10 protein-coding genes are annotated in these 13,075 nt (G+C 44.2%); 4 read left to right on the top strand and 6 right to left on the bottom strand.

The window, feature by feature from the left end; all coding sequences use genetic code 11:
• Positions 1–44: 44 nt before the first annotated feature.
• On the bottom strand, positions 45–968 hold the full coding sequence (locus B5X68_RS05715; protein ID WP_082213654.1) for a helix-turn-helix domain-containing protein: 924 nt from the start codon (positions 966–968) through the stop codon (positions 45–47).
• 170 nt (positions 969–1,138) lie between these two features.
• On the opposite strand from B5X68_RS05715, the gene B5X68_RS05710 reads away from it, so the two are divergent.
• On the top strand, positions 1,139–2,905 hold the full coding sequence (locus B5X68_RS05710) for an ABC transporter ATP-binding protein (protein WP_082213653.1): 1,767 nt from the start codon (positions 1,139–1,141) through the stop codon (positions 2,903–2,905).
• Here B5X68_RS05710 and B5X68_RS05705 read toward each other — a convergent pair.
• The 3 genes from B5X68_RS05705 to B5X68_RS05695 form a co-directional block, all read right to left on the bottom strand.
• On the bottom strand, positions 2,902–5,460 hold the full coding sequence (locus tag B5X68_RS05705; RefSeq protein ID WP_082213652.1) for a penicillin-binding protein 1A: 2,559 nt from the start codon (positions 5,458–5,460) through the stop codon (positions 2,902–2,904). The two genes, B5X68_RS05710 and B5X68_RS05705, sit on opposite strands and share 4 nt — an antisense overlap.
• A gap of 82 nt (positions 5,461–5,542) precedes the next feature.
• Positions 5,543–5,935 (bottom strand): peptide-methionine (R)-S-oxide reductase MsrB, encoded by a 393-nt coding sequence (gene msrB, locus B5X68_RS05700; protein ID WP_082213651.1) that lies wholly within the window; start codon positions 5,933–5,935, stop codon positions 5,543–5,545.
• A 76-nt stretch (positions 5,936–6,011) separates the two neighbouring features.
• Entirely contained in the window at positions 6,012–7,559 is a 1,548-nt protein-coding gene (locus tag B5X68_RS05695) for a DUF5723 family protein (RefSeq protein WP_082213650.1), read from the bottom strand.
• Between the two features lie 347 nt (positions 7,560–7,906).
• Between B5X68_RS05695 and B5X68_RS05690 the strand changes: the two genes are divergently transcribed.
• Both B5X68_RS05690 and B5X68_RS05685 read left to right on the top strand, forming a co-directional pair.
• Positions 7,907–9,337, top strand: a complete 1,431-nt coding sequence (locus B5X68_RS05690; protein ID WP_082213649.1) for a circularly permuted type 2 ATP-grasp protein — start codon at positions 7,907–7,909, stop codon at positions 9,335–9,337.
• Between the two features lie 118 nt (positions 9,338–9,455).
• A complete protein-coding gene (locus B5X68_RS05685; RefSeq protein WP_082213648.1) occupies positions 9,456–10,187 on the top strand; it encodes an esterase family protein in 732 nt (243 codons plus the stop codon).
• Between the two features lie 149 nt (positions 10,188–10,336).
• Here B5X68_RS05685 and pheS read toward each other — a convergent pair whose 3' ends face one another.
• Positions 10,337–11,377 carry a phenylalanine--tRNA ligase subunit alpha gene (gene pheS, locus B5X68_RS05680; protein WP_082213647.1) on the bottom strand — a complete coding sequence of 347 codons (1,041 nt, stop codon included), beginning with the start codon at positions 11,375–11,377 and terminating at the stop codon, positions 10,337–10,339.
• Positions 11,378–11,709: 332 nt separating this feature from the next.
• Between pheS and B5X68_RS05675 the strand changes: the two genes are divergently transcribed.
• Complete coding sequence (locus B5X68_RS05675; protein WP_229208288.1) at positions 11,710–12,108, top strand: LytR/AlgR family response regulator transcription factor; 399 nt, start codon at positions 11,710–11,712, stop codon at positions 12,106–12,108.
• Positions 12,109–12,211: 103 nt separating this feature from the next.
• On the opposite strand, the gene B5X68_RS05670 is transcribed toward B5X68_RS05675, so the two are convergent.
• Positions 12,212–12,931 carry a porin family protein gene (locus B5X68_RS05670; RefSeq protein WP_082213646.1) on the bottom strand — a complete coding sequence of 240 codons (720 nt, stop codon included), beginning with the start codon at positions 12,929–12,931 and terminating at the stop codon, positions 12,212–12,214.
• Between the last annotated feature and the right edge of the window lie 144 nt (positions 12,932–13,075).

Raw genomic sequence — 13,075 nt, 5'->3', positions numbered from 1 at the left:
AAGATATCCGCCCATGCAGGCAGGCGCAAGGTACATTTTTGCTATTAAATGGTACTTTTCCGAACATGATCGCGGTACTCGTTTGGGGTGAGCCCGGTTTTCTTTTTGAAGATCCTGCTGAAATAGGAAGGGTCATCCATGTGAATGTGGTAACCAATCTCCTTACTGCTCAGATTGGTGAAAACAAGCAGCCGTTTTGCTTCCAATAATAGTTTGTCCAGAATGTATTCCTGCGAAGGCGTGCCGAGATATTTTTTAATAATCTTGCTCAAATAATCCGGCGACACGGAAAGTTCCTGTGCATACTGCTGAACCTCATGCATTTGCCTGAAATTTTTTTCAACCAACTCTTGAAATCGGCCTACTAATTCGGGCACCGTTTGCAGAGCAGATTCGGCGGGTTGAATGTTCTTAGGTGCAAGAAAAGCACATTTTTGAAGAATCAGGCCTAAATACTTCCCAATCATTGTTTGGTCCGTTTCAGCGGTCAAATGATCAGAAACCATGTTTTCCAGGATATTGTGGAAATAACGTTTCTCGGTTTCTGAGAGCGTGATGATGGGCTGGCGGCGCGTGGGCTGGAAAAAGGGAAGTTGTGAAAGCGACGGATTTACGGGATTGTAAAACGTGTAAAAATCCTCTGAAAAAGCTACTATATAACCTTGGAAGGCAGTCGAAAATGTAAGCAAATGCACTTGTCCGGGCGTCAGAAAATGCAGCCCTGCGCCCTGAATGTTGTAGGAATGAAAGTCAATCTCGTGAAAACCAATTCCTTCTTCGATAAAAAGAATTTCGTAATAAGTGTGCCGGTGCGGCGCATCGGTGGGTAGGGGTGTGATAGGAAGCGAAACGGGCGATTCCTTTTGTTTTCCTTCGCTGTTTTTAAATCTGAAAATCTTTAATGCAGGAACCTGGCTAGGCGTTTTGGGCAGAGAATGAACAGGAATTGCATCTGAGACGAGGGCCATGAACTTAGATTTTTCAAACTCAATAACCTTTACAAAAGCCAAAAAAGCAAGAGAACTACCAATATGGAGGTTATAATAGGAGAATTTTTAATCCACGGGTGACATTTTCTACTTTTACATTGTTGGTCAATAACACAGATAGCAAAACATTACCACTTTAATTTTAGCAGGTGAATCAGGAAACCAAAAGCGGCCAGATATTCGATCTTCCTACATTACGACGTTTGTACACATTCGTCCGTCCGTATGAAAAGCAGTTTTATCTGCTGATTATCATCATCTTACTGAATGCATTGCTTGCGCCGCTAACGCCGCTTCTGATCAAATACACTATTGATACGCCCATAGCAAACGGCGATTACGGACAGTTGACCGTCATGCTGGGCATCATGATCATTGTAACCGTTTTGCAGGGCATTGCACAGTTCTGGAACACTTACATGTCGGGCTGGCTGGGGCAGTATATTATCCGGGATATCAGAGTCCAGTTGTATGAGAAAATCATCGGATTGAGGCTCAAATTCTTCGATAACACGCCGATTGGCAGGCTGGTAACCCGCACGATTTCGGACGTAGAAACGCTTTCCAATGTTTTTAGTGATGGTATGGCTGCCATTGCCGGGGATATTTTGCAGTTGGTCCTCATCATTGCGGTCATGTTTTATACCGACTGGAAACTGTCCATCATCAGCTTGTCGATGATCCCGTTAATGCTGATTTGTACTTACATTTTTAAAGAAAAGATCAAAGACTCGTTCAACGAAGTGCGTGCGGCGGTTTCGAATTTGAATTCTTTTGTGCAGGAACATTTGACCGGGATGGGCATTGTGCAGATTTTCAGCAGTGAAGATATTGAGTTCAAGAAGTTTAGAGAAATCAATAAAGTGCACCGTAATGCGAACATTCGGTCCATTCTTTACTATTCGATCTACTATCCGGTTGCTGACGTGATCGCCGCTGCGGGAACTGGGCTTGTGGTTTGGTATGGTTCAAAACAAATTTTGAATGCAGAAGTGACATTCGGGACAGTTACAGCGTTTGTGATGTTTATTAACTTGTTTTTCAGGCCGATACGCCAGCTGGCCGACCGATTTAACACACTCCAAATGGGCATCGTAAGCACAGACAGGATCCTGAAAGTGCTGGATAGCGATGAATATACATCCAATGAAGGCACTTTTGCACCCGATTCGGTAAAGGGGAATGTGACTTTCAAAGACGTTTGGTTTGCTTATAATGAGGAGGAATATGTGTTGAAAAACATCAACTTTACCGTCAATTCCGGTCAGACTATTGCTTTTGTCGGAGCAACAGGTGCGGGTAAGTCTTCCATTATCAACCTGTTAACCCGCTTTTACGACATTAATAAAGGGAACATTTATGTTGATGGCGTTGAAGTGCATGATTACGACCTCAATGCGCTTCGCAAGCACATTGGCGTGGTTTTGCAGGATGTGTTTTTGTTTTCGGATACTATTGAAAACAATATTCGCCTGGGCGACAGCAGCATTACGCATGAAAAAATTGTAGAGGCAGCAAAACTGGTTGGCGTTCATGATTTTATAGAAAGGCTTCCCGGCGGTTACAGTTATAATGTTATGGAAAGGGGTGCAACGCTTTCAGTAGGGCAGCGTCAGCTGATTTCTTTCGTGCGCGCCATGGTGCACGAGCCGGAGATCATCGTATTGGATGAGGCGACGTCTTCGGTGGATAGTGAAACGGAGGAATTGATCCAAAAGGCCATTGAAAAACTCATGAAAGGCCGGACTGCGGTTGTGATTGCGCACCGGTTATCCACAATTCAGGAAGCAGACAAGATAATCGTTGTGGATAAAGGCGAAATCGTGGAAGAAGGCAACCACGAACAACTGCTCGAAAAGGAAGGCTTTTACGCCAACCTTTATCGTATGCAGTATAAAGAAGTTTTGAAAATCTAGTTTCTGCTCCCCGTATCTAATGGGATCGGCGGTGGACCGATTAAGAAATCATCCTCTTCGTTGCGTTTGGCTGGTGTGCTGTCACCATCAATGCCAAGCGAATCTGCTTCCGCCGGCGCCCACTGTGTCGGACAGTTGTAGTTTTTTGAGATTTTGAATGATGGCTTGGGAAACGGGCCGGGCTCTAATGCCAGCGACTTATTCCTGTATATCTTTTCCAAAAAGCTTCCCACGATTGGTAATGCCGTTTTTGCACCTTCTCCTAAGTCCGTAGACCGAAAGTGGATGCTCCGGTCATCGCCTCCAACCCAGGCGCCCACAACCAGGTCTCGCGTGATGCACATAAACCAGCCGTCGGAGTTATTGGATGTCGTTCCTGTTTTCCCGCCCAACTCGTTTCCATTACGCGTCACATCAAATTTCCAGCGAATGCTTCCCGAAGTTCCTCCGGGCTCTTCAACGCCGCCTTTCAGCATTTGAACCATTAAAAAAGCCGATTCTTCGCTGATTGCCTGACGGTGTTCGGGCTGGAATTCTTCGATCACTTTGCCGTTGCTATCCTCAATTTTCGTGACCAGGATCGGCTGTGTGTACGTTCCGTTATTCACAAACACGCCATAAGCAGCGACCATATCGTAAAGGGAAACGTCAAATGGTCCAAGCCCTATCGAGGGCAGCGCTTTCAAAGGCGTAGTAATGCCCATTTTCTTGGCGTAACGGGCCACATTAGCAGGGCCAACCTGATCGGTAAGCTCGGCAGTAACCGAGTTGATAGATTGTGCCAGTGCTCTGCGCAATGTCATATTTGCATACGAGAATGTTCCCGTTGCATTCCTGGGCCTCCACTCTTTCTGCTCGCCATCTTCCATGTATATTTTTTCAAATGGCTTATCTACAATCTGATCGCAAGGCGACATATTGAATGTTGAGTCGTCGATTGCTGTCGTATATACAAAAGGCTTGAATGTTGATCCAGGCTGTCTTTTGCCTTGTTTTACGGCATCGTATTTGAAATAATTGTAATCCAAACCGCCTACCCAGGCCTTAATCTGGCCCGACTGCGGGTGCATCGCCATCATGCCGGCGCGCAATACACGTTTGTAGTAATCCAAAGAGTCCATTGAACTCCAGTATTTTTTCATCTCGCCACTATTTTTCCAGTCGTACACCGTCATCGTGTCCTTTTTGTTGAGATAATATTTGATACTGTCTGGCTGGTTCGGGAATTTGGCGGCAAGCGATTTGTATTTGCTGGTCCGTTTTACAACATTATCCAGGAAGTCGGTGATCTCTTTTCCCTGCTCGTCGCGCCATGGATTCTGGTTGCGCCAGTGGTCTTCAAAAACGCGCTGTAACTGCTTCATTTTCTGTACCATTGCCTCCTCGGCAGCTTCCTGCATTCTCGAATCAATCGTCGTGTAGATTTTTAAACCATCTGTATAAAGATCATAACCGTTCTCATCGCCCCATTTTTTTACAAAATCAACTACTGCATTTTTGAAATAATTGGCATTCCCATCGTAAGGCGTCTCGAATTTAGTCTTCAATTCAATTGGCAAAGCGCTGATTGAATCCGCTTGCTTGGCTGAGATATAGCCATATTTCTGCATTTGGTTGATGACCACATTACGCCTTTCCAGTGAACGCTTCATGTTACGGATCGGGTTATAGGTCGTGGTAGCTTTTTGTAGACCAACCAAAACTGCCGATTCCTGAATGTTCAGGCTGTCGGGGGACTTGCTGAAATAGGATTGCGCGGCTGTGTTAATCCCATAAGTGTTATTACCATAATCCACCGTATTGAAATACATTGTAAGGATCTCTTCTTTGGTAAAGTTTCTTTCGAGTTTAATAGCGGTGAGCCATTCTTTGGTTTTGTAAATCAATGTCCCAAATCCGGGAACGTAGCCTAAAATGCCGCGTGCGCCCGTTTTTCTGGTCTTAAATAATTTTTTTGCCAATTGCTGCGTGATCGTGCTGCCGCCTCCACGATCCGTTGCACCGGTTATAATGCCGACGGCCACACTCGCCATGGCCTTATAATCGATCCCTGAATGTGTATAAAACCGCACATCTTCCGTGGCTATCAATGCTTTAACCAGGTTTGGAGAAATCATTTTTGCGGTAACCGGCGTCCTGTTTTCTGTATAAAACTTACCGATCATTACACCGTCGGAGGTGTAGATTTCAGAGGATTGTGCCACCTTGGGATTTTGCAGGTCTTCCACGCTAGGCATACTGCCCATTAACCAGAGGAAGTTGGTTTCCACTGAAAAAATATAGACTGCAAATGCGATGAACCCGTAAAAGAAGGTCTTCCAAATGATGACTACCGGCCTGTAATAAGGCGCATTAACATCCACTTTATTATGCCACCAGTCGCTTATCGACCGCTTTTTGCTTCGGTAGGAGTGAAAATAGGCATCGGCACGGTTCTTACCTGTAACTAGTGAAGTTAGCTTGTATGCAACGCGGTTGATGAATGTTGAAAGCTGTGTTCCAATAGATTGAAACAATGCTCTGATTTTATTAAAGAACGATCTGATAACTTCCATCAAACGTTAAGGTTCGTAAGAATTCAAAGATAAGAAAAGCCGGACATTTCTGACTTGGTCCGGCTTTTTGTGAATTATTTGATCAAGCTTTGTCGAATTTCAACGCCGCGCCATTCATGCAGTATCTGAGGCCGGTTGGTTTTGGGCCATCATTGAAAACATGTCCCAAATGACCGCCGCAAGTTCTGCAAACGACTTCCGTTCGGATCATGCCATGTCCTCTGTCGACAATTTCTTCAACATTGCCCGAGGAGATAGGCTGGAAGAAACTAGGCCATCCTGAGCCGGAATCGTATTTGGTATCCGAGCTGAACAACGGCGTGCCGCAAGCTGCGCATACGTAAGTTCCTTCCTCTTTATTGTCGTTATATGGATGCGAAAAAGGTCTTTCTGTTCCTTTTTCAAAGAGTACGAAGCATTGTTGTCCTGTCAGCTCTTTTTGCCACTCTTCTTTGGTTTTTTCTACTTCTCTCATTCTCAGTTTGTGTTTTAAAGATCATGGCAGCAATAAGAAAATTGTACCATATCATTATTAAACGCGGACGGCGCAATTATCGTTTGCGAAAAATGCGTCTAATCCACGAATCTTCTGGTGGCCAGCATTGATTTTGTGATTCGGGCGGACGGCGGAAAAGGCCTGCCGAAATCCCGAAATACAAATTAAAGGATTTTGGATTTCCAATGTTCAGTAATCCGGTAAGATGGTCTGTTCCGATCCACAGCGGCCCCGCACGTCCCGCCAGGCCTATTGCCGGCGATCTGTAACGGTTCATTAAGGTTAAGGGAACGGAAATTTCATACCATTTATGCTCATAACGCGGCGTAACCGAAATGGCCGATTCCGCTTTCATGCCAAATGCATTTTGGGAAATCAGATTCTGGACCCACAATCCGCTAACGTAAACACGGGGTTGAACATTGTAGTCCACACTTGCCTGAAAAGCCGTGGGTAATACAGATTTAAAATTAGGAGCCAGCGGGGCACCGCCGTCCAGTGAACTGTTAATCGCATTAAAAATTCCCTCAGATCCTTCCAGTTTTTGAAATGAATCGTATCTGAGTTCCTTATTGGTTGTATGGATTTCCTGTTGCAGAACGTAAGCTGGATTTTTGAAGTGAACCCGCCCAATATCTGTCAACGAAACAGCAACGCGATATAAATATTTATTTTTGGACGCGTCCCGTTTTCTTTCGCCCTTTTCCGTGTAAGTGTATTTGTTTACATCCGGTCTGTATTCATAGACAGCACCAAGGTCAAAACCCCAGCCGCTTCCCGGAGGCGCGCCGCCAATGAGCCATGCAGGCGACGGTTTAATGTTTTGAAATCCCTCGTCACGCGTCATTCCATAGCGCACATTAATTTCTTCCACGCGGATAAACTGTCGCTTGTTTTCCCAGGTTTCATCCGGCTGGATGTCGTAAGACGAATTATCAATGATGGCATGGGCATTATAAAGTCCAATGAGCCTTTTTACCGTAAATCCGACTTTCAGATAATCGGTTTCATTGTCCATAACGGTTCCTCCCACCGTAAATGCGACTTCGCCCAACCCGTTCAGATGCAGCCTGCCCGACTGGTTATCAAAAAACGGGCCTTGCAGTTCTTCAAGCTGAGTGGTTTTGCTGATTAATCTCGCCAGCGGTTCGGTAACCCCTGATGTATTCAGAATGTATCTGGCCCTAGTTGAGATGCCGACGCCGATTTTCCCTTTAAATAAATTGAACATTACGGAAGGCAGCCGCGTGTCGCCACCTGCGTTCAGATATTTTTGGTTTCCGTTTAATTTTTCCCCCAAATAGGAACGCGGAAACTGTAAAACGCCCCGCTCATTACGGTATTCGTCGGATACAGTGTTGGTGATGAGGCTTAAAAAGGAATAGGGAGCCTCATATCTGACATGGTTGTTGGCCGTATAAAACTGGCTGCCTACCACATTCACATACAGGCTGTAACGACTGTCCGCAACGAAGGCAGGATTGTGATACAACGCATTGGTTCCCGCATAGTTACCCATTGCAACACCCGGCAAATGCTGAGAATTGGCAACCTGTGCCAGTCCCAGAATGAGTGCAATTACAGGTAAACAATGTTTAGACATATCGTAATGAAGACGTTGATTCGGGGCTAATCTGCCTGCAAAGAAAAGCGTAACTGCACGGACTTGCAACCCATCTTGATCGAATGGAAAAATAATGTTTGCATTAAACGAACGGCATGATTTTAATATTTAGCATAACCTGGTATTTATCGGTTTATTTGTTGCAGACGTGCTTTCAGGACGTTAGGCATGTCCAGTTGAAGAGAGTAAGAAGAAAAGTCCTCTTTTTACTCAGAAAAAGGCTATTTGGTCAAAGCTGCGATTTGGTGAATGTTTTGTAAATTCAAACATTGACCATATATTGTTTTGTAAACAACTGATATATACTTATTCAAATTTTGTATTGTATGAATTTTTCATTTTCTAATTATCAAAGCGAAAATTTCTTCGATGAAATGTTCACCGCAGATGGAGAGATACGGCCGGGGTACGAACATTTAAAGAACAAATTTGAAAACCTCACACACGACGACCTTACCAACCGCCAGCTGGCCACAGAACGTGCATTGCTTTCCATGGGGATCACATTTAATGTGTATTCCGAAGGCGAGGGCACCGAACGGATCATGCCCATAGATATTATCCCGCGGGTGCTTTCCAATGCGGAGTGGGAATGGCTGGAAACCGGCCTCAAACAGCGCATTAAGGCGCTGAACATGTTTATTGACGATGTTTATAACGAGCAGAACATCCTGAACGACGGCGTTGTGCCGAGAGAACTGATAGAATCCAGTAAATGCTTTTTGAAACCCTGCCTTGGGCTAAAACCGCCGAAAGGAATTTGGTGCCACATTACCGGCACCGATTTGATCAAAGGTGATGACGGCACTTTTATGGTCCTGGAAGACAACCTGCGCTGCCCATCCGGCGTTTCCTATATGCTGGAAAACAGAGAGCTGTCTAAGCAGATTTTTCCTGACGTGCTGGCCAGAACGGGCGTGAGGCCGGTTTCGGATTATCCTACGCGTTTACTACAAATGTTGCAGCACCTGGCGGACCGCCCTAATCCAACAGTCGCTGTCCTGACGCCCGGCATTTACAACTCAGCTTACTTTGAACATTCTTATCTGGCGCAGCAAATGGGCGTAGAGCTTGTGGACGCGCGGGATCTGGTGGTTTCGGATGGTTATGTGAAGATGCGGACGACAAACGGACTTCAAATCGTAGATGTAATATACCGCAGGATCGACGACACATTCATGGATCCGGAAGCATTTAATCCCGATTCATTGATCGGAATTCCAGGCATTTTTGAAGTTTATAAGAAAGGTCGTGTTGCATTAGCGAACGCTCCGGGAACTGGTGTGGCGGATGATAAGGTTGTGTATGCATACGTTCCGCGCATTATCAAGTATTATTTGGGTGAGGAAGCTATTATTCCAAACGTAAAAACATACATCTGCGGCGAGCAGGAAGATTTCGATTATGTGATTGAAAATATTGCTGAACTCGTTGTAAAAGAAGCCAATGAAGCGGGCGGATATGGCATGCTGATCGGGCCGAAAGCGACTCCGGAAGAACACGAGTTGTTCAGGGAGAAAATCCGCAATAACCCCCGAAACTACATTGCTCAGCCAACGATATCACTTTCGAGGGTGCCTTGTATGGTTGAAGGGCACGCGGAAGGCAGGCACGTGGATCTGCGCCCGTACATATTATACGGGGATGACATCAGCGTGATCCCGGGCGGGCTTACACGTGTGGCACTGCGTAAAGGTTCTTTGGTCGTTAATTCGTCACAAGGCGGAGGGGGCAAGGATACCTGGGTTTTGTATTAATTTATCATTAACAGTTGCTGGCAGGCTGTTGATGATATCGGTTTAATGAAATCTTTAAACCAGATTTATTGACTGCCTGATTTTTATCAATATATAAAGCAACTTAAATGATAAAACAATGCAACGTGAAGTAACCGGTTGGTATAGTCCGGCACTGAATAAGAATATGGATATTGCAGTCTACGGACACTATGGAATAGCCTTGTTAATGATTCCAACAGCAGCGTCGGATTATTTGGAGTACGAACAAAATGGATTAATAGAGAGCATTGCGCCGTATATCAATGCAGGAAAAGTAAAAGTTTATTGTATTAATAGTATCAATGCGGAGAGCTGGCTGAATCCGTATATGCATGGCTATGACAAAGCGGTGCGGCACCAGTTATTTAATGATTATGTGATCAAAGAAGTGATCCCGTTTATTAAGGATACTTCAAGTCAGAACAACGAGATTATAGCAGCAGGAGCATCTTTCGGTGCCATGCACGCGGCAAACCTGTTCTTCAAGCATCCAGACTATATCCACGGCATCATTGCCATGAGCGGGTGTTACGATCTGAGCCAGTATACGGACGGCTATTACGATGATAATGTCTATTTCAATTCGCCGGTGCATTATTTGCCGCAATTGAAAGCAGAGTGGCATCTGTCCATGTATCGCGATAGCCGGCACATTCATTTCGTAACGGGATCAGGCGCTTATGAAGTCCCGGAATATTCCCGAGCCATTTCGTCGATATTAACGTCCAAGAATGTTCCGCATGAGCTGGATATCTGGGGGCCGGATATGCCGCACGAATGGTGGGTTTGGAAAAGAATGCTTCCTTATTACCTGGAGACGAGGTTTTAGGGTGTCTCAAAGTCCTTGAAGAGATTAAAGTTCATAATGTTTAAATTAAAAAGCTCAAAGTTAAAAGAGACAACTTCTCTTCACTTTGAGCTTTTTAATTTACACTATAATGGCTTTTTACTTTGTTATTCGAAACTACAAACCTTGAACTACGCGCCCTCAAATTGTCTTAAAAAGCGCACATCGTTTTCTGTAAACAAACGCAGGTCATTAATGCCATAACGAAGCATTGTAATCCGCTCAATCCCCATTCCAAATGCGAAGCCCGTGTATTCTTCGCTGTCGATACCACAGTTTGTCAACACATTAGGATCCACCATTCCAGAGCCCGCGATTTCTACCCAGCCCGTATATTTACAGATGTTACAGCCTTTGCCTTTGCAAATAAAACACGTTACGTCAATCTCGGCGCTCGGCTCTGTAAAAGGGAAATAGGAGGGACGCAGTCGGATTTTGGACTCCTTACCAAACATCTCTTTGGCAAAGTGGTATAATGTGTCTTTCAAATCTTTAAAACTCACATTCCGATCCACATATAAACCTTCAACCTGGTGAAAAACGCAGTGCGCACGGGCGGAAATTGCTTCGTTCCGGAAAACACGCCCGGGCATAATCGACCTGATCGGCGGTTTTTGTCTTTCCATAAGCCTAACCTGCACATTGGATGTGTGCGTACGCAGCAGCATATCATCTTTAACTTCACCCTCACTTTTTGAAATAAAGAACGTATCCTGCATTTCACGCGCCGGGTGGTTGTCGGCAAAGTTCAAAGCACTGAAATTGTACCAGTCCTTTTCGATTTCCGGCCCATAGGAAACATTGAAACCCATTCGCTCGAAAATCTCAATGATACGCCTTCTCACAATGGTGAGCGGGTGCAAGCTGCCCTGCTGATTGGGAACAACCGGTAAAGTAAGGTCAATAACCATCTCCGGGTTCGTATCAGAGGCGCTTTCTATGGCCGCGTTAAATTCCTGGAAACGGTTCTGCGCAAGGTTTTTAAGTGTGTTCAGCTCCTGGCCCACCGCACGACGGTCCTCCTGAGGAATGTTTTTTAAACCTTCGAACAATTCTGTAACTACGCCCTTTTTGCTGATATATCTGAGGCGGAAAGCTTCCAGCTGATCCTTACTATCAACTGTGATTTGTTCAATTTCCGAAATTAATTCTTTAACGCGTTCGGTAACCATAAACTATTGTTGTTATCAAATGACTGGAGGATGATATGGATCAGGATTCACACCAAAATCGGTGCAAAGATAATTAAAGTTCGGCCTCCTGATGTGAATAGATCGGCTTGAATCACTTTGTAGCTGAGGATTTAGAATTTGAAGCAAATTTCCGGAGTAAGTAAAATTACGCATTTTACTAAGTTTACTTACGTCTTTTGGGTTTTGCTCAAATATTATTGTTTTGATTTTCAATGAGTTACAAACTCGTACGTACTTTTACGTATTTCCGGGATGTACGCTATATGCTAATTTTGATTCAAGAAAACAAAACAACATTAGTCTCTGTTACCATGAAAAACTTTTCAAGCTTTACACACCCCAACCTGTCAGGAAAATCAATTAATGGCAGCGCTTCTTCGATCTCCGTGCAATCTATGGGACGGACCATATATTTAGCTCCTGAAGTAATCACTTTTCTTGAAGGAGAAGGCAATTACACATTTATATATACGAACACCGGCAAAAAGTATCTGGTTTCCAAAACTTTGAAATCTTTGGCCGGTCAGTTAAATCCAAATTTCATGCGTGTTCACAAATCCTATCTTGTTAATTCGGATTACGTGGTGGCGCGCCTTGAAGACGACCGCATGTTAAAATTGTCTTGTGGCAAAGAAGTGGTTGTTTCACGCAGGAAAATCAAAGAAATTACTGGAATGCTTGACCATACGAATCTGCGCATTTCCGCATAAGAACTTTTGGTGAATTAAATTAGTGGGTTATTCATAAAAACAGCAGCCATCGCTCAGATCGAAGGCTGCTTGTTTTGTTTTCAGGCCAACATTAAATCGCTTGTCAGAATAACTTCAAACCAAGCGTTACCTGCCAGGATTTTATTTTTTGTTTCACTGTATCATTTCCGTTCCCGATTGTTTGCCCATTTACCTGGAACGAGGCAAGATTGGTAAAAGAACCTTCCCTTCTCACATCCAGACTGAAACTGCCGATATCCAGCCCAGCACCCAGTTGGTAACCGAATGTTGCTTCGGACATTGCATTGTTAAGATCCGAAGTGTAATGCTCGAAAGCGTCTCTTAAACGCTGATTATCGCCGATTCTAAATGAAGTGACCGGCCCAGCCAAAATACGAAGTGGCCCACCTTTGAAACCGATCAGCAGAGGCACATCAATGTTACTGTATTTGATGTTAACCGTTTCGCTAACCGGACTTTCAAGATCGTTTTTTATAATTTCAAATGACCCGCCTTTAGTTGAAACCAAAACTTCCGGCTGAATAAAGAATGTGCGGCCGAATCTTGCATAAATTCCGCCGACTGCACCTGTTCTTGTATCAAAGCTTTGTTTCAGATTATCTTTCACTTCTTTACCATCATATCCCAGATATGGGTTTCCCGCAGCATCGTATCTTGTCGTAAAAACATCTCCCATCGTCAGGCGTGACAAATTCACACCACCCTTAATACCGAACGCAAAACCTTTTTTCTGAGCTTGTGCAGATGTTATGGCCGTAAGGCATAACAGACACATACAAGCTACTTTTGTCAGGATGTTCATGGATAATATAATTTTTTAAGTAAAACCGGTTAATAACGCCAAAAAATAAAAAACTATACCCAGCCTATATTTTTTTTGATTTTGTGGTTGAAACGTACAAATATTTGGATAATTATTGGCTAAATCGTGTTAGTTTCTAAGGAT

Source organism: Dyadobacter psychrophilus, assembly GCF_900167945.1.
GTDB lineage: Bacteria > Bacteroidota > Bacteroidia > Cytophagales > Spirosomataceae > Dyadobacter > Dyadobacter psychrophilus.
This window is presented reverse-complemented; position numbering and strand designations above follow the sequence as displayed.